Annotated in this window: 12 protein-coding genes and 1 tRNA gene; 9 read left to right on the top strand and 4 right to left on the bottom strand. The window is 36.1% G+C overall.

Annotated features, from left to right (window positions below):
• Positions 1-2: 2 nt before the first annotated feature.
• The 6 genes from sov to CCAND38_RS05575 all read left to right on the top strand — a co-directional run bounded on the left by sov (position 3) and on the right by CCAND38_RS05575 (position 12,858).
• Complete coding sequence (gene sov, locus CCAND38_RS05600; protein WP_082024962.1) at positions 3-7,055, top strand: T9SS outer membrane translocon Sov/SprA; 7,053 nt, start codon at positions 3-5, stop codon at positions 7,053-7,055.
• Positions 7,056-7,134: 79 nt separating this feature from the next.
• A complete protein-coding gene (locus CCAND38_RS05595; RefSeq protein ID WP_042344274.1) occupies positions 7,135-7,581 on the top strand; it encodes a hypothetical protein in 447 nt (148 codons plus the stop codon).
• A gap of 155 nt (positions 7,582-7,736) precedes the next feature.
• Entirely contained in the window at positions 7,737-8,861 is a 1,125-nt protein-coding gene (locus CCAND38_RS05590; protein WP_042344273.1) for a DegT/DnrJ/EryC1/StrS family aminotransferase, read from the top strand.
• 258 nt (positions 8,862-9,119) lie between these two features.
• Positions 9,120-9,195, top strand: a tRNA-His gene (locus CCAND38_RS05585).
• A 388-nt stretch (positions 9,196-9,583) separates the two neighbouring features.
• Positions 9,584-12,205 carry an MGH1-like glycoside hydrolase domain-containing protein gene (locus tag CCAND38_RS05580; protein ID WP_042344272.1) on the top strand — a complete coding sequence of 874 codons (2,622 nt, stop codon included), beginning with the start codon at positions 9,584-9,586 and terminating at the stop codon, positions 12,203-12,205.
• Positions 12,206-12,498: 293 nt separating this feature from the next.
• Complete coding sequence (locus CCAND38_RS05575) at positions 12,499-12,858, top strand: hypothetical protein (protein ID WP_042344271.1); 360 nt, start codon at positions 12,499-12,501, stop codon at positions 12,856-12,858.
• A gap of 84 nt (positions 12,859-12,942) precedes the next feature.
• Here CCAND38_RS05575 and CCAND38_RS05570 read toward each other — a convergent pair whose 3' ends face one another.
• Both CCAND38_RS05570 and CCAND38_RS05565 read right to left on the bottom strand, forming a co-directional pair.
• Positions 12,943-15,411, bottom strand: a complete 2,469-nt coding sequence (locus CCAND38_RS05570; protein ID WP_042344270.1) for a DUF5686 and carboxypeptidase regulatory-like domain-containing protein — start codon at positions 15,409-15,411, stop codon at positions 12,943-12,945.
• A gap of 15 nt (positions 15,412-15,426) precedes the next feature.
• On the bottom strand, positions 15,427-16,020 hold the full coding sequence (locus CCAND38_RS05565) for an SCO family protein (protein WP_042344269.1): 594 nt from the start codon (positions 16,018-16,020) through the stop codon (positions 15,427-15,429).
• A 157-nt stretch (positions 16,021-16,177) separates the two neighbouring features.
• Here CCAND38_RS05565 and CCAND38_RS05560 point away from each other — a divergent pair, with 157 nt between their 5' ends.
• Positions 16,178-16,594 carry a hypothetical protein gene (locus CCAND38_RS05560; protein WP_042344268.1) on the top strand — a complete coding sequence of 139 codons (417 nt, stop codon included), beginning with the start codon at positions 16,178-16,180 and terminating at the stop codon, positions 16,592-16,594.
• Positions 16,595-16,795: 201 nt separating this feature from the next.
• Positions 16,796-17,494, top strand: a complete 699-nt coding sequence (locus CCAND38_RS05555) for a CPBP family glutamic-type intramembrane protease (protein ID WP_042344266.1) — start codon at positions 16,796-16,798, stop codon at positions 17,492-17,494.
• Between the two features lie 190 nt (positions 17,495-17,684).
• On the opposite strand, the gene CCAND38_RS05550 is transcribed toward CCAND38_RS05555, so the two are convergent.
• Both CCAND38_RS05550 and CCAND38_RS05545 read right to left on the bottom strand, forming a co-directional pair.
• Positions 17,685-18,521: an IS5 family transposase gene (locus CCAND38_RS05550; RefSeq protein WP_042344264.1), complete on the bottom strand. Its 837-nt coding sequence runs from the start codon at positions 18,519-18,521 to the stop codon at positions 17,685-17,687.
• Between the two features lie 213 nt (positions 18,522-18,734).
• Positions 18,735-19,229 carry a DUF4920 domain-containing protein gene (locus CCAND38_RS05545; protein WP_042344295.1) on the bottom strand — a complete coding sequence of 165 codons (495 nt, stop codon included), beginning with the start codon at positions 19,227-19,229 and terminating at the stop codon, positions 18,735-18,737.
• A 111-nt stretch (positions 19,230-19,340) separates the two neighbouring features.
• Between CCAND38_RS05545 and CCAND38_RS05540 the strand changes: the two genes are divergently transcribed.
• Positions 19,341-19,838, top strand: a 498-nt coding sequence (locus CCAND38_RS05540; RefSeq protein ID WP_042344262.1) for a thiamine-phosphate kinase, incomplete at its 3' end; no start/stop codon positions are given.

Here is a 19,838-nt window from a genome sequence, read left to right as displayed (position 1 = left end):
AGATGAATAGATATTTAAAATATATTTTTCTCATAGCATTTCTTACTAACCTATCGGTTTGGGGACAAGAAATTACGAAAGATACAACACAAACTAAGAATAATATCCCCAAAATAGGATTGCGAACACCATCCAGCATTGCTAATCGCTATACCTATAACCCGCAATTGAATCGCTATGTGTACCGTCAAACATTAGGTGAAACCGATTTGACTGTACCTCAAATTCTTACTATTGAAGAATATGAAGCGCTGATTACACGAGAACAACGAAGTGCTTATTTTAGAGAAAAAAGTAGTGCTTTGAGTGGTAACAAAGGAGAGGAGCAGAAAAATAAAGCTCAACGTGATTTGCTTCCTGATTTGTATGTTAAGTCCGAGTTATTTGAAAGTATTTTTGGAGGGCGAAATATTGACCTTATCCCTAAAGGAAACGTAGGAATTGATTTAGGTTTATACGTTAATAAAAATGACAACCCAGCTATAACTCCAAGAAATAGAATCACTTATGGGTTAGATTTCGATCAAAGAATCAGTTTAGGACTCACGGGGCAAGTCGGGACACGATTAAAATTAAACGCTCAGTATGACACTCAGGCTTCGTTTGATTTTCAGAACGTTTTTAAGTTGGAATACGAACCTAACGAGGATGATATTATCCAAAAGGTTGAGTTAGGAAATATCAGTATGCCGATGTCTAACTCTCTAATCACTGGTTCGCAGAGTCTATTTGGGGTGAAAACCGAATTAAAATTCGGTCGCACTACCATTACAGGAGTATTTTCTGAACAAAAGTCCGAACGGAAAACAGTGACTGCCCAGGGAGGAGGAATACTTACCGAATTTGAGTTTACCGCATTGGACTATGACGAAAATAGAAACTTTTTCTTAGCACAATTCTTCCGTGATAATTATGATAAAGCCTTAGAAAATTATCCTTTTATTAACAGCAAAGTACAAATCACACGTTTGGAAGTATGGGTTACAAATCGTAATAACCGTACAGGAAATATACGTAACATACTCGCACTACAGGATTTAGGAGAAGCTAATCCGTTGAACACACGCATCAACCAAAATGCTCCCATAGGTTTTTTTTCATCGACAACTAACAACATGCCAACCAATGCTGCCAACCGTTTTGACCCTGCTGAAATTGGAGGTTCCTCGGTGTTAACCGATGCGATTCGCGATGTGGCTACTTTACAACAAGGCTTCGGTGCCATTTCCAATTTAGTGAACCAAGGCTATGATTATGCGGTGATTGAAAACGCTCGTAAGTTAGAAGAAGGGGTTGATTATAAAGTAGATACAAAATTAGGATACATTTCGCTAAACGTTGCCTTGAGTAGCAATGAAGTACTGGCCGTTGCTTATCAATACACCTACGGGAGTGAAGTGTTTCAAGTAGGAGAATTTGCCAATGATGGTATTTCAGCGACAACCTATAACACTTCAGCAAGCCAAAACGCTATCACCAATAATTTGTTGGTACTGAAAATGTTAAAGAGTAATCGTTTGAACGTAAAAGATCCTATCTGGGATTTAATGATGAAAAACGTCTATTCCCTAGGATCCGGGCAATTAGACCCTGAGGATTTCAGAATGAATATTTACTACTCTGATCCATCCCCGCTAAACTATATTTCAAAAGTGTCCGATGCGGGTTGGGATAATGGATTGGAAGATAAAATCCTACTAAATTTGTTCAATTTCGATCGATTAAATAAATACCAAGATCCCCAACCTGGAGGTGACGGATTTTTTGATTTTATCCCAGGAATTACAGTTGATCAACAGTACGGAAAGATATTTTTTACTAAAGTAGAGCCTTTTGGAAAATTTCTTCACCAAACCTTAGGAGGTGGAAATTACGATGACCCTGCTACGTATAACGAAAACCAACGAAAATATGTCTATCCCAGTTTGTATGCCAATACCAAAACACAGGCTCAGATGGACGGTAGTAAAAATAAATTCCAAATGAAAGGACGCTACAAATCCTCAGGACGGCGTGGCATTTCATTAGGAGCGTTCAACGTACCTCGAGGGTCAGTAACCGTAACGGCAGGAGGGCGTATTCTCGAAGAGGGTATTGATTATTTAGTGGACTATATGTCGGGAACGGTCGAAATTACAAATCCGAGTTTGGAGGCATCAAACATTCCGATTCAAGTATCCATGGAAAATAATCTGATTTTTGGTGGGCAGACCACTCGATTCATGGGAGTGAATATCGAACATAAATTCAGTGATAAATTCATTATGGGAGCGTCGGTTGTGAACCTGCGTGAGCGTCCATTCACCCAAAAAACAAGCTATGGACAAGAGTCGGTCAATAACACTATTTTTGGTTTTGGAGGCACATACTCCACTGAATTACCTTTTTTGACACGTTGGGTAAATCGCATTCCTACCATAAAATCAGATGTAGCCTCTAATCTGTCTGTACGAGGAGAATTTGCGTACCTTGTCCCCGGAACTCCTAAAGGAGATGATTTCGATGGAGAAACTACCGTCTACTTAGATGATTTTGAGTCGGCTCAAGCAACTATTGATATTCGCTCTCCTTTAGCATGGAAATTAGCCAGTACTCCTCTCGAATTTGGCTCAGGATCAGGAAATTCTCCACGAAGGTTATACGGAACTTCACCTGAAGATCCTGAAAATATGCGAAACGGCTACGGTCGTGCCAAATTAGCATGGTATACCATTGACCCTATTTTCTATTCATCACAAAAACCGAACGACGTGAGTGGTGATGAAATCTCAAAAAATAGCACACGGCGTATCTATTTAGAAGAAATATTCCCTGAACAGCAAGTAGCTCAGGGTGAATCCCTTGTACAAACAACCTTGGATTTGGCATATTATCCAAATAATAAAGGTTCGTACAACAATAATCCAGCTTTTCAGTCTGCCAATGCTGATGAGAAATGGGGAGGCATCATGCGTGGATTAACATATTCTGATTTTCAAGAAAGTAATATTGAATATATACAGTTCTGGATGTTAGATCCTTATCATTCAGGTGAATACAGTGGAACTGGAGAATTGGTATTTAACTTAGGAAACATTTCAGAAGACGTTTTGAAGGACGGCAGGAAGCAATATGAAAACGGATTGCCGGGGTTATCATCATCAGCAGCGGTCAATTCCTCATCATGGGGCAAGGTACCCGGAGCTCAGTCTCTACTCTATGCGTTTGACACCAATTCATCGAACAGAGCCTTACAAGACATTGGTTTAGACGGATTATCCGATGGTGATGAGGCTTCAGTCTATAATAACAATCTAAGCGAATCTCCGAACGACCCTGCATTGGACAACTATGAGTATTTCATGAGTCGTGGTGGAGGCATTTTGAATCGCTATTTCAACTACAATGGAACACAAGCAAATTCTCCTGTTTCCGTAACTGAAAGTAACCGAGGAGCAACTACAAATCCTGATATTGAAGATGTTAATGGGGATTTCGCTATGAATACGGAGAATAATTACTATGAATATCGAGTGAAGATCCGTCCGAATATTACGCGTTCCGACCGTTTTGTAAACGATATTAGAACGGTAGCTGTGGAAGCTCCTAATGGCAGAACCGTATCCGCTCGTTGGATTCAGTTTAAAATTCCGATTGCTCAAGGGCAAATGGTGCGTGAAGGTTATAAATTCCCATTAGCTCCGAACGAAGAAATTGACATCATGAACTCCATTACCCATATGCGGATGTACATGACTGGATTTTCACAAGAAATGTTGTTACGTTTCGGAACTTTAGATTTGGTTCGTGGAGATTGGCGATACTACAGCGAAACCTTAGAAACTAATTTAGACGATCCTTCAGATGATAACACCCAAGTGGAAATAGGTTCAGTGAATCTAATTGAAAATGAAACACGTACCCCTATTCCATATCGTATGCCTCCTGGAGTATACCGCGAACGTATAAACGCTAACAATACTTTGGTTGAACAGAATGAGCAATCATTATCCTACAGTGTAAATAACTTAGAGCCTTTAGATAGCCGCGCTGTTTATAAGGTGATGAATTTGGATTTACGTCAGTACAAATATATCAAAATGTTTGTCCATGCAGAAGCGTATCAAAATAAATCATTATCTGACAATCAGATGGTAGCATTTATGCGTATCGGTACGGATTTTAACGAAAATTACTATCAGGTAGAAATACCATTGAAAATCACACCTTCAGGAGCAAACACTGATATGGCTATATGGCCAACTGAAAATCAGCTAATTGTGTCAATGGATGTACTAACAAAAATGAAAGCCATTGGACTTCGAAATCAAACACTGAACAACGCTACTTATTACGATACCAATCTGAATGTAGTAAACGAAAATACGCCTTATACCATAGGAGAAAATCGTTATGTAATCAAAGGAAATCCTTCATTAGGAAGTGTCCGCTCAGTGATGATTGGAGTGAAAAACATTACAGGAAATACCCAAAGTGGAGAATTTTGGTTCAATGAACTTCGGGTAGCAGAATTGTCCAACAAAGGTGGTTGGGCAATGGTCGGAGCGCTAGATGCGAATGCGGCCGATTTGTTAAATATCTCAGCTACAGGACGTATGCATACGGTAGGTTTCGGTGCAGTTGACCAGACGCCTAACCAACGTTCAATTGACAACACTCAAGAATACGATGTGGTGATGAATATAAATGCAGGGAAATTACTACCCGAAAAATGGCAGATACAAGTCCCCGTGAGTTTAAATCATGCTCAAAAACGTTCTACACCGTTCTATGATCCTTCATATCAAGATGTTAAGCTCGATGATCGTTTGAATATTGCACAAACACCAGAAGAACGCAAAACTATCAGGGAACAGGCTGAAAATCTGACTGTTCGCAAAGGAATCAATCTGATTGGTGTGAAGAAAAATTTTTCCGAAGGACAGAAAAAACGTATGTACAATATTGAAAACTTTACGTTTAACTATGCCTATAACGAGATGCATCACCATGATTATGAACTCCGTTATGAAGATGAACAAAACGTCAGAGCGGGATTCTTGTACAACTATGGATTTGAAAATAAAACTATTGAACCTTTCAAAAAATCGGAACGTTTTACGGGTAAAAAATACTGGCAATGGTTGGCAGATGTAAATCTTAACTTATTGCCTACCAGCATTATGTTCTCTTCCGATGTAAATCGTTCATTATCAAAACAATTATTTCGCGATGTGTATTTTGAAGGAGTAGACGCGAGTTTGCAAAAAACCTTACCCGAATTACAACAGCGTAACTATTTACATAATTATCAATTCGGAGTAAACTACAACCTAACCCGCTCTTTGAAAGCAAGTTTCAACGCTACAAATAATAGTATTATCCGAAATTATTACATCTACGACAGTAATGGTGATGTAGCTTCATATGACAGAAACGTAACCTTGTGGAGTGATTTCTGGGATTTAGGTAATCCAAATCACTTTTTGTCAAAACTACAAATAAGTTATGAACTACCCCTGTCCAAATTTCCATTTTTGGATTTTATGAAAGCAAACTACACTTACTCAGGCGACTTCGATTGGCAACGTGGATCGCAAACCTTACTGCAGTTAGCAAAACACGATATCAATACTTTACAAAATGCCAATACGCACAACCTGATGGTCAATGCATCCTTTGAACAGTTTTACCGCTATTTGGGAGTGAAACCAACTCCTCGCGGTGAAAAGCCGTCAGTAGGCAAATCGTTGGCTACAATGCTGAAAACCATTAGCGTAAATTATGCTGAAACCAATGGGAAAACCTTACCCGGGTATACTCAAAATGTAGGATTCTTAGGTACAACCAAACCCTCTTTTGGTTTCATGTTTGGAAGTCAGGCGGATGTGCGTTATGAAATGGCAAAAAAAGGGTATTTAACGGATTTTGTTGATTTTAACGATCAATTCCTACAGTCAAAGGAACGTGATTTAACATTCACTGCCAATTTGTTACCGATTCCTGATCTGCAAATTGATTTGAAAGCAAAACGTCAGTATACCGATAATTACACCGAGACCTTTGAAGTAAACAACCTAACATATAATAAACTTATAGGAAATCAAGTAGGTAACTTCAACATTACAACCAATTTGATTGCGACCACTTTCAACAAAATAGACGAATATAACTCTGTACCGTTTGAGCGTTTCAAAGAAAATCGCATCACAATAGCAAGTCGTTTGGCTTCAGAAAGAGGTGTAGACTTGAACGATCCAAATAATCTTGATCAAGAAGGTTTTCCAAAGGGATACAGCAAAACCAGTCAATCGGTGATGATTCCGGCGTTTTTTGCGGCCTATTCAGGTGGAAATGCTAATTCCACTTCGTTGAGTGCCTTTAAAAACATTCCGGTTCCTGAATGGAAAATAACCTACACAGGATTGGGGCGATTGGAATCAATGAAACGATATTTTAATCGATTTTCATTAGCTCACGGCTATAATGCGAGTTATGTGCTAAGTGAGTTCCGTACGAATTTAGAATTCGACCCTAATAATTTGTTTAAAGTCAATGCTAAAGGTGATTATTTAAGTCAGCAACTATTCACCAACGTAACTTTGGTAGAGCAATTCAATCCGCTGATTCGTGCTGATATGGAAATGAAAAACTCAATCAGTGCGTTGTTTGAAATCAATCGTGACCGCACTATATCCATCAGTTTGGACAACGACTATTTAACCGAAATTATCCGTAAGGAATTTCGAATGGGATTAGGCTATCGCATCAAAGATTTACGTTTTGTAACCAAAGTGAATGGCGTACGAACCACTTTGAAAAGTGATTTGATACTCAAGGGAACTCTCTCGCATCTGAATGAGTTTACCGTTATCAGGAATATGGAAATTACCAACAACCAAGTAACCGCAGGGCAAAGCAACTGGATTGGTGATTTTACGGCAGAATATGCGTTGAGCAGAAACTTGCTGGCTTCGTACTATTTCCGATATAATTTCTCAAAATCAGCTATTTCAACAGCTTTCCCGATGACAACCATCCGTACGGGGTTATCCGTGAAATATACGTTTAATTAGAGAAAAATTTATGATTATTTGGAGTTTTAAATGATTATGCATACATTTGGGGATGTATAATCATTTAACATCTCTCATTATGAAACAAATCATCAAAAAAAGTTTGATAGGTATTGGATTATACCTACTTGCGGGAATTCTTTTTAGTGGTTATCATCACTATATGTTTATCACTTTTTTGCTACTAAATATCTTTGTTTCATATTTTGTAGTTCGTAACAAAGAAAAGAAAGAAGCTCGCCATAATTTAATTTGGATAAATGCTCCCATTTTGAGTTTACTGCTCATAACATCTTTTTTTACGGATGGTATTAGGGTTGTGATTCCTTATCTGATTTTTAGCATATTAGGGACTATTTCACTGTATTATTACGTAACCTCTCCTTCAAAAAAAGTTGCTTTTTTTGTAGTGGGTCTGGTTCTAATCACAGTAGGCGTGTTTTCATTTGAAAGCATTTCAGGAGTCAGTGATACATTTGATGGTAGCTATTACTTTGATTTGTACAAAAAAATTGTAAATAAATAGCAAAATAACCCAAAGAAAAGCATATAACACCAACCGTTATATGCTTTTTTCATTTTTTTTCTACACAATGAAATATTGATTATTCGCAACAATTATGTACCTTTGTAGCTTGTAAACGAATCTATTTGAGTATCAAAATATAGACAGTATATTCTATGAAAAAAATACAAATGGTTGACTTAAATGGTCAATATCAACAAATTAAAGATGAAGTTTTATCTTCTTTTAATGAGATTTTAGACAGCACAGCTTTCATCAATGGCCCTCAGGTAAGTGCTTTTCAGAAGGATTTAGAAACTTATTTAGGTGTGAAGCACGTGATTCCGTGTGCAAATGGGACAGACGCATTGCAAATTGCGATGATGGGATTAGGGTTAAAACCTGGTGATGAAGTCATTACAGCCGATTTTACTTTTGCCGCTACTGTTGAAGTAATTGCATTGTTAAATCTTACACCTGTGTTAGTAGATGTTTATGACGATACGTTCAACATCAATATTGATGCCATCAAAAAGGCCATTACTCCTAAAACTAAAGCAATTGTTCCTGTACATCTTTTCGGTCAACCTGCTGACATGGAAGCTATTATGAAAATAGCCAAGAAACATAATTTGTACGTTATTGAGGATAACGCACAGGCTATTGGGGCAGATTTTACGTGGTCAGATGGACGTAAACAAAAAGTAGGAACTATCGGACATGTAGGAGCAACATCTTTCTTTCCTTCGAAAAATTTGGGATGCTACGGCGATGGAGGAGCTATTTTTACGAACGATGATGATTTGGCGTACACCCTACGTGGTATCGTAAACCATGGAATGTACGTGCGTTATCATCATGATGTTGTGGGAGTAAATTCTCGATTGGATTCCCTACAAGCTGCCGTTTTAAGAGCCAAGTTACCACATTTGGATACTTACAACCAAAAACGTCGAATTGCTGCTGAAAAATATACAAAAGCACTTATGGAAAACCCAAACATCGTAACCCCTTTTGTTAAAACGAATTATGACCATGTTTATCATCAATACACACTGCGAATCACTAATGGAAAACGCGATGCTTTAGCAAAGGCCTTAACAGAAAAAGGTGTGCCTTACGGTATCTACTACCCTATTCCACTTCACGCTCAAAAGGCTTATACAAATGATTCATATGATGAAACTGATTTTGTAGCTACCAATCAGCTTGTGAAAGAAGTCATTTCATTGCCTATGCACACTGAATTGGATGATGAACAGATTGAATATATCACAAGTATCATCAATGAAGTTGTTTAAACAGAGTTCAATCCACTATTAATCAGTTATTTATATGTTTAACAAAGGAACATGATATAAAATAAACGAGTTCATTATTTATTTTATACACTGTTCTTTTCCTTAGATGAAAAGTGGTCAAAATACTGAAAAATACGTGTTTAACCATTAAAAATATATGCAATTAAGCACTAAACTCAATAAAATAATAAAAATATTTGCATTTATACTTTTGTAATTTAAAAATATTTTTTATCTTTGCACTCGCAAATGCAAAATGGTGGTTTTAGCTCAGTTGGTTAGAGCGTCGGATTGTGGTTCCGAAGGTCGCCGGTTCGAGCCCGGTATTCCACCCAAATTATAACTGTAATAAAAAGAGCTTTTTGTAATCCAAAAAAGCTCTTTTTTTATGACAAATATTACACAATTACTCTCATCATATTGGTATTTTCCCTTACTTTTTAAAACATTTCAGCTTAAAATCAACATATTACAATATTTGTCAGTTACAAATTACATCTCATAAAACCTCTGCTAATAATTCTATGGTGGAAAATAAAAGTTAAGTTAAGGTTAAAAATCTAATCGTAATAATATTTCATGTATATTTGTAAACATTCATATGGATAACCATCAGGTAAACGAATAAATATCTATAGAAGGAATCGTATATTACAATTTATTAGGATAATTCAGCAGAAATATGGTACAACATATCTCTACAAAACAAAAATTATAGTGTAATGAACACCGAAAAAAAACGCATAGAAGAAAAAGATAAGAAAATAAAAAACTGGTTGCTTTGGGGGCCTTATCTAAGTGAACGTCAGTGGGGTACAGTTCGCGAAGATTACAGTGCAAACGGAGATGCTTGGAATTACTTTCCTCATGAACATGCTCGTAGTCGTACTTATCGTTGGGGAGAGGACGGACTAGCAGGATTCTCGGACAATCATAGTAAAATATGTCTGTCGGTAGCTCTGTGGAATGGTAAAGATCCCTTTCTCAAAGAGCGTCTCTATGGATTGAGTAACAATCAAGGAAATCACGGCGAGGACGTCAAAGAGTTGTATTATTACTTAGACAACACGCCAACACATTCCTACATGAAATACCTCTACAAGTACCCTCAATCGGAATTTCCGTATAAACTTTTGGAAGAAACTAACCGTAAAAAGGGATTGCGAGATCTTGAATTTGAGTTGATTGATACCGAAATTTTTAAAAACAATGCTTATTTTGATGTTTTAGTAGAATATGCCAAAGCTGATGAAAAGGATATTTTTATGAAAATCACCATCATCAACCAAGGGGAAGAGAAAGCTCCAATTTTTGTGTTACCAACGTTATTACTCCGAAATCACTGGAGTTTTTTTGATGTAAATCCCCTGCCGAGTATCTCCCGAAAGGGAAATGAAAATAGTGTAAAAATCAGCAATGCCTTGGAGGAAGATTACTATCTCTATTTTGAACAAGCCGATAGATGTTTATTCACTGAAAATGAAAGTAATAACGAAAAATTACACAAACATCCTAACGAACATCCTTACAAAAAAGATTTGTTTCACGATGCTGTGATTTCAGGTGATTTCGAACTTGCTACGCAACGAAACCATGGAACGAAATTCTCGCCGATGTACTTTTTTGAACTTGAGACTAAAGAACAGCGAATTATCTATTTACGTCTTACTAATGAGGAAAAAGAAAATCCTTTTAGCGGTGTAAATGAGTTATTTGCATCGCGTGAACAAGAGTGTGATACTTTTTACCGTAATAGGTTAAAAACGAAAAACGAAGAACTCTATCTAATTCAAAAACAAGCTCTTTCGGGAATGTTATGGAGTAAGCAATATTATTACTACAACATTGAACGTTGGCTCAAAGGCGATAGTAAACATCCTGCACCTCCTAAAGAACGTTGGAAAGGTCGTAATTCCGATTGGACAACTTTGCGAAATTCAGATGTACTGCTAATGCCCGACAAATGGGAGTATCCGTGGTATGCCGCTTGGGATTCCGCTTTTCATTGTGTGAGCATGGCAATGATTGATATTCAGTTTGCTAAGGAGCAATTACTACTGTTTACCAAGGAATGGTATATGAGACCTAATGGACAAATTCCAGCTTATGAATGGAACTTCAGTGATGTAAATCCTCCAGTACAACCATGGGCAACGTTGATGATTTACAATATTGATCAGAAACAAAATGGTACATCCGACATTAGTTTTCTCAAACGAATGTTCAATAAATTGTCCCTGAATTTCACATGGTGGATAAATCAAGTGGATTCCAGTCAGAACAACATTTTTGAAGGAGGATTCTTAGGGCTGGACAACATTGGAGTTTTTGACCGCACACAAGGTATTGAAGGAGTGGAAACTTTGGAACAAGTAGATGGTACGGCATGGATGGCTTTGTACAGCCTATGTATGCTGAAAATCAGTTTGGAAATATCCAAACACGATGAGTCTTTCGAGGAAATGGCAACCAAATATTTTGCACATTTTATCCACATAGCCAAAGCATTGAACCATATTAGCGAAGAACATAAAGGCATTTGGGACGAAAAAGAAGGATTTTTTTACGATAGGATTATATTCAAAGATGGTAATTCCAAATTGGTAAAAGTACGCTCAGTAGCAGGAATGCTTTCTCTAATCGCTGTGTTGCATATTGACCAAGAAACCTTAGATCGCTTACCACGATTTAAAAACAGTTTTTCATGGTTTCAAAAACACTTGATGAACGAACTTAAATATCCGATTATTCAAACCTCGGACAACAACAAAGGAATGCTACTTTCATTAGTTCCTAAGAACCGATTGGATAAAATGGTACGTGCCTTAGTCGATGAAAAAGAATTCTTAAGCGACTACGGAATACGCTCATTATCAAAGATATACACACATCCTTTCCGTGTACCTTTGGAAGGAAAAATGTATGAAATTGCGTACGATCCTGCAGAATCAACAAGCAATATGTTCGGGGGGAATAGCAATTGGCGTGGTCCAATCTGGTTTCCCATAAACTATATTCTGATTGACACTCTGCGAGAATTATATCGCTTTTTTGACGATACAACCTATCAATTCCCAACAGGAAATGAACAAAACACATTGAATTTCAATCAAATAGCAGATGAAATTAGTAAGCGATTGATTCGTATTTTCCAAAAAGATGCACAAGAAAATCGTCCTGTGAATAGATTACATTCAGATGTATATCGCCAAGAAAACTTCCAAGATTTAATCTTATTCTATGAATATTTTCACGGCGATAACGGTCGGGGCATCGGAGCATCACACCAAACTGGTTGGACATCATTAGTGGCAAATCTGATTGATGAAGTTGGAGATTGGTAACCTTTAAGCGGTGTATGCATCCCAGTTTATAAAACAGGAAGAAAAGAGGACGTGTTTTACTATTTCTATGATTTTCAGTTTTTTATAGTGTCATACGGTCGCTTCGAACAGTGGAAAATTTTCACGCTTTTCTTCGTTGATTTTCTTAATACCAAATCTCCAACGCCGATGAAAAGTGGTCAAAATACTGAAAAATAAGTATTTAACTATTAGAAAATATATGTAATTAAGTACTGAACTCAACTTTTTTGTTTTACAATGCACTTGTGATTTCAAATTATTTTGTATGTGTTATGATAGAAAAGGATTATCTAAAAAAACAGATAGATTTGTTTTTTCAAGAATTAGTTGCAGTGCTAACTAAGAATACTGTAAAAGAAACAAGATTTAAAGAAATATCAAATTTATCAGAAAAATACACACAACATGGTATAGATTTCTTCATAACATCATCATTTGAAGAGATAACTGCCTCGTATGGAAAGGATATAGAAACATTGGATATTATCATAGAATTACTTTTTCAAATGAAAGATGAGTCTATTGAAATTGTTGATAAATTAGAAAAAATAATAAACTATACAAATCAAAATAGTCTAAATTATTCATTTAGGAGAAATGAAATTTTAACACAGATATTAACAAAAACCTAACAAACAAATAAATAGGCTGTACGGTGCTTTCTATACAGCCTATATTTTTTCCATTTAAGTGAATTTTACTAATGCCATAAAAATTTAATCAAACAGTTTGATTCCAAACATCACTCCATTAACAGCTTTGTTACCATCAAATGAACGGACATAGTCCACTCGCAATGGGCGTATTTTACCCCAGCCAACATTCTCCAAACCTATCGTAAATTCGGTGTAGGGACGTTTACCCTCACGGTGCAGTTGGTGAAAACCCGTAACAAAATGCCATTGTAATTTATTGAATAGAGGCAATTTATTCGAAATGTATCCTCTAAAACGATGGCGTGCGTGAAACTCGGCATACGCCTCATTGGTTGAATGCGAATAGTAAGGCAACAGATAGAACGATGCATTGGGATCTTCCTCTACTTGCAGATGGGTCAAATTTCCGTTAAAATGCTTGTAATCAACAAAGCTGATATGCTTAGCATTGAAAAACAATCCTCCATTGAGACAAAGAAACATATCTCCTTTATTATCAAATGAAGGTTCGTAATCGACACGAGCATGTAATTGCTGATATTGATAGGATTTCTTACTAGCACTCAACACATTCTTCATCCCAAGTACAATCTCCGGATACCTATCATTTTCATTATATATCCTTCTGTCAGGGAAAGAGGTATAGGTTCGATTAAAACGAAACCGAGCATATATGGAAGCCGACAGAGTGTAGTGAGGCTCAAAAGAAGGTTCATCGCTCAACGGCAATAATGGATTGTTAGATAGATAAGGTTTATTCTTTTTCGAAAATGAATAATTAGTATTGTTTTTCAACGGACTACGATTGCTAAATCGTAACGAGCCATCAATGTAAGTTTCTGGAGTAAGGTTTTGACCGTATCCCAAATACAGAAACTCTTCGTGGTAGAGTTTCATATAATTATCACGGAAAAACAAGGTCATTACTTCATTAACCAATCCTGAAATAGGTTGTGAACGATTGAATTGATGAATCTCACTACCTCCTCTAACGGATAAGCGAGGGTAATTAATCCGATTGAACAAATGCGTAAAATATCCTGCTGTTCGCAATTTTTTTTCGGCAAAACTATACTGAAAATCAACTCCTATATTAGTACTATTAGTTTTTTCTTTATTCCATCGGCTGAAATAGAATCCTGTTCCGAGGAAGTATCCTTGTACGGTGTTGAATCCCATACTGCCTGGATCGATAAAACCATCATAGCCAAATCTGTATCTTTTGGAAGTCTTTCGGTATGAATATCCTGTGAAAATATCGAAAAAACCGAATTTGTTATTCTTCGTTTCAACTGAATCGATATACTTATCGGAAGTTCTGACAGTTTCAACACTATCTTTCTTCCGATAATTGACTATTTCAGCCTCCGTAAGCGGAATTTGTCTGTTTTTTTGCCAAAAAATACTGTCTTTTTTATTTGAATTTTGTTCAAAACGTCGAACTTCACCCTTAAACTCGTTTTTTGAGAAAGAATCCTTGAATTGGTAGTTGTTATATACGTAGGAAAACGTACCTTCCAACGAAACCATAAATATCTTAGCCTTAAGGTCGAAACGTTGTAAATTCTTTGTCCAAAGCCCATAAGTTTCATTAAAACCGAAATTTTGGACTATATGCAATTCCGAAATAGCAGGATTATTCATCCGATAGCCTTTAGCTGTGACTTCCACAGCGTAAATTGCCCACAAATCCTCAAGTATGTAAATATATCCCTCAAAAACAGGCTCTTTGTCGCGTCGTGGAATCAATTTTATTTTGTTTACCAATCGTTTCTGATCATCGTAAAACGTACTTTCTAATTGATATCGGTAATAAGAAAAAGCGTTATCGGCAATGGGTGAAATCATTTTAGCATCGAAGTTCATATAGTTATCATAGAAATCGAAATTTGCCGAAGCTGCAGTGTTGAAACTGAATCCATTACTGTTACCCGCTACCTTGGATGCGATGATATGTTCTTTTATTTGACGAGGTTTTTCGAATTTTATTTTAGAAATTGTTTCAGACTGATAAACAATGCCTGAGCGGGTAATTGTATCGATGTTACCGCCCATGTCTCCTACCTCCTGCCCTAAAATTTTTTTCGGGACATTCATCAGTTTCAGAAAACCTTTGGAATAGAAATCGGCTTCAAATCGGTCTGTTTTTTCACTGTTTCTCGTTTTGTGTTTGATAGCATTGCGAATGATTCCGTTAGCAGGATTTTCTTTACTACTAACGGTAACCTCACTGAGCAAGTAGCTTTCCTCTGATAACGAGATGTTTAAAATATAGGGCGTTTTATCAATTTGTATGGTACGTCTCTCGGTTTTATACCCCAAAGATTGAAAAACCACAGTCGGATTTTTATCGGTTGTATTCAAAAGATACATTCCTTTTTCGTTAGAAGTGGTTCCTTTCGTTCCGTTTTCGATGTAAACGCTTACAAATGGTATAGGTTGTTGATTTTGATCGGTTACTGTTCCTTGAATTTGTCCGAAGGAGTATGCAAAAATTCCTAAAAGGATAGATGTCAATAATTGCCTCATATTACTACTATCATTTTATTGTAACAGAAATTGGATGTCTTCTATAAGCATTTTGATGTGTTCTTGATCCAATCCATTGTAGTATATAATAGGATTTCCGTTGGCATCTTTACGAGATACGATGTTTCCATTAGTATCAATGAGGGCAAACAATCCAGAATGTTCAAAACCACCCTCAGCAGAGTCGTCAACTTTGGCATGTAAGTTAAACCCTTCGTTGGCTAAATCGTAAATAGTATCCTCTTCCCCTGTAAGTAAATGCCAATTGGGACTCTTAATTCCTTGTACGTCAGCGTATGATTTTAATATTTCGGGAGTATCGAAATCTGGATTTATTGAGAATGAGGCGAAACCAAGCCTATCTTCATTAGGAAACGTATTTTGAATCTTCACCGTGTTTTTGGTCATTATCGGACAAATGGAGGGACACGAAGTGAAGAAAAATTCTGCCACGTAGACCTTTCCTTTGTAAGTATCATTTGTGACAGTTTGATTATGTTGATTTGTAAGTGAGAACTTAGGAACTTCTCCTATAGTTACTAACTTAGAATCATGTGAAGTGCATCCAAAGGCAACAATAAAAAGTAAAAATAAAACACTCTTTTTCATAAATTCAATTTTTTGTAAATAAAAGGACAAATATACAACAAAACTCAAATGAAACTACTTAGGATTCCAAAAAAAATCCAGTGTTAAAATTTTGTGTGCTATGTAATTATTTTTTAATTTTGTCGGTCTAAGGAGGAACTTAAACAATATTGCTTTTATGAAAAGAATTTTAAACATACTCCTCATAATAGCTGTGCTTGGTTGTAGCAAAGAAGAATTAGAACTACACCAAACCGTTCTCACACAAGCAGGAGCTTTTCATTTCGGAGTGGAACTACCTGCCAACGAGTTGGGAAGTGTTGGTGATGTGTACATCAACACCAATGCCATGTCGTACCAAGTTAAAACCTCAACAGGTTGGGGAGATGCGCATGAGCTAAATAAATCCGAACGCAGTCGCTTTCATATTGGTGAAGGGTTTCCCGCCGAAAGTCTTGGATATAAAGGTGATTTTTTCCTAAATACCCAAACTGGATTTTTACATGGGCCTAAACCTTATCAAAGCAGCTGGAGAAATGTACACGACCAATATAAGGGAGTTTGGCTTTTGCCTATGACCAATAATGAAAAATAACTTAAAAAGAGAGTCGGTGTATTTACCACCCTTACGAAAGAAAATAGAACTTAATACATATTGGGAACAAGAGGCAAAAAAACAAAGATTTGATGCTTCATATAAAAGCTATCTGCTATAGATTAAATGATAAATAAAAAAGAAGCAAAATTAATTTTGCTTCCTTTTTTACTATATTTTTGTGTATAAAAAATTTATATAATGATTGAGTTTTTCAGATATATTTCTAATCCTGTTTATTACGGAGAGAAAAAAAATTGGGGTATTATTAAAAATATAAGCTATTGTATAGGGCTGTTATTATTTTCTATAGCAATGACGGTAGTTTTGAATTTAGGAGTAAGAATTTTCGTTTCCTTACCCAAAAATGGAGCTGCTCACTCATTTTTTGAAAACCATTCTTTTTTGTACATACTTCTTATAGGAGCTTTTTTGGGTCCTATACTTGAAGAAATTGCTTTCAGAGGAATTTTAATTTTTAATCGCTGGATATTTATTCCCATTATCGTATTATCTTTTTTTATTTTGAATGTAATTTTAGGGATAAGAAATATGAATTTTAATGATATGTTATTCATCCGAATTACGATTCCTGTAGGGGTAGGGTTGGTATCAATCTTGGTAATTCAAAAATATTATAAAAATATACTGAATTTTTACGAAAAAAATTTTAAATATATCTTCTATTTGAGTGCATTTAGCTTTGGACTTTTACACTTTCAAAATTATTCATTGGAAGGAAAAGATTTACTTTTCATTCCTTTAATTACCTTACCACAAATGATATCAGGTTTTTTTTTCGGATATATACGGATGAATTTTGGAATTATATATAGCATTTTAACTCATAGTATCAATAATGCAATAGCGCTGATTTTGAGTTTAAAGCTGATAACCTAATAGTTTTCGTATTTGATAGAAAAACCGTTCTATTAACCTCATATCTTCTGTTATGATGTCTGCTCTACCTGTCATTTCCTTATTGAATATTATATCTTTACCATAAGATGTTTTTAGTCCTTTTGGAAGAGTAATATACACGTAATAATTTCTTTCTTTACTTGGAGTAAGAGAAATATATTCAACGAACTCATCTCGACTTTCTCTTTTGTTTAAATTTTCTGAGTCCTAAGACGATAAAGGCAAAGTAATTAAAACCTATCCAACCATTTACGGTAGTATCAAAACGATTTAAAACTGAACGAAAACTATCCATCCAAGCGTTGCTTCTTTCAATGGAGTAACGCTCTTTGTAGAGTTTTTTATCGAAATAATGTTCCGCTTCAGAGGGTGATTTTTGGTTTCTTTTGTTTTCAAAAATATTGGCTATGATACCTTCTGAGGCGGTTATTTTCCGAAGATTTTCACTGTCAAAACCTGCATCAAAATTCACAAATAAACCCTCTGTGGAGATTTCAGCCTTTTTCAAAACGGATGTAATTTCTTGAAAATAAGTCTCTATATTATACAAGTCGTGATGTTCTCCGGATATAGGCTGAGACATTGCTAACATCAAACCTTGCCTATCAGACAGGTACAAACTATTGATTGTTTTTGCTTTTTTACGAGCTTGATAACCGACTTCTTCGCCGCCTTTTTTTGCGGGTGTTTGGCTACCGTCAAAGTCGCAACTTGAACAATCTATTTTCGATTTGTTTTTCTTCAAAATTTCTACCCAACAAGTCTGCCAAGCGCCTTCTTTGCACCATTTTCGGTAATGCCCAAACACGGTTTTATAGCTCGGAACTACCTCTGAAAACAATTGTTCCATCGGTAAAAGTGCCCATTGAACACCTGTTTTCAATTTGTATAAAATACAGTTAATTATCTCACTAATAGGCGATTTTGGTTTAAATCCTCTTTTTCTTTTAGGCAAATGTGGGATAATTTCTTCTACTATCGTATCTTTGTCCAGTACTACAAACAAGGTCTTAGGTTTTTATGTTTCACACCACAAAAATCATAATTCCTTGTTTGTTTTCTAAAAGTCAAGATAGGTTCCTTATTAAGAATCATAGCTTCATCTTCCAATTTAGAAATAGAAAGTCTAATATTTTCTAAATTTTGTTGAGCTTGTAAAAAATTTAAGTTCATTTTCAAATTCTTCGGGAGTATCCGATATTTTTTAGGAAAGGTTACCTCATTCTACAACGCGGATGCCTGTTGCCAACAAATGAATCTCTTTACGAGGTTCAGTGATGGCTCGTATCTCTTTACGCGATTTTTTTGCTTTTTTAGCATTGGCTTTCAATTTTTCTACAGAAGTTGTTTTGTAGGTCGCTTTTGCATCCAACAAAATCGTTTTTCCTACGATTGAATTCGGCAAAAAGAATGCGTAGTCTTTCATCTTTACAAACATAAGCATATTAGCATCGTTTTCCAGCGTAACCCAACAACCTCTCTTAGGGCATACATTCGTTACTTTAGCTCTGATTATCAAGTCATTCATCTCTCGATTAGATTCATTCAACTGACTTGCCAACATCTCAGCGTCATATACTCGCTCTACTGAGTTTTCATCAACAACTCCCGCTCCATATTCCACCCCCACTGAGGCTTCTTTAATAGGCGTTTCTTGAGCCAAAACTACGAAAGAACTTACTACAAAAGTAAGTGATAACAATATTTTTTTCATTTTGTTTTTATTTAGAATTATTTTTAATAAATTTCTTTGCAAAGGTATGAAAATTTTTAATTCACTGCTGTTTTCTTTCATATTTATTTCAAAAGTTAGTATCTTTGCCATATGATTGAAGATAAAACTCCGCAACGTACCACTTTGTCTGACTTGGGAGAATTTGGATTAATTTCTCACTTGACAAAGAATTTTGAACTGAAACAGCCTTCGACCCTAAAAGGAATTGGCGATGATGCAGCTGTTATTGATTTTAAGCAAAAAAAAGCTGTTATTTCCACCGATTTACTTATTGAAGGAGTGCATTTTGACCTAAGTTACGTCCCGCTGAAACATTTGGGATACAAATCGGTCATGGTCAATTTGTCAGATATTTACGCAATGAATGCCCGTGCCACGCAAATCACTGTATCTATTGCAGTATCCAATCGTTTTCCGTTGGAAGCACTGGAAGAATTGTACGAGGGTATCCGATTGGCATGTAAACTTTACGATGTGGATTTGATTGGAGGCGATACAACTTCCTCCACCCGAGGGTTAATCATCTCGATAACAGCCATAGGCGAGGCTGATGAAGGGGATATTGTTTATCGAAATGGCGCTAAAGAA

The organism is Capnocytophaga canis (genome assembly GCF_000827555.1).
GTDB lineage: Bacteria > Bacteroidota > Bacteroidia > Flavobacteriales > Flavobacteriaceae > Capnocytophaga > Capnocytophaga canis.
This window is presented reverse-complemented; position numbering and strand designations above follow the sequence as displayed.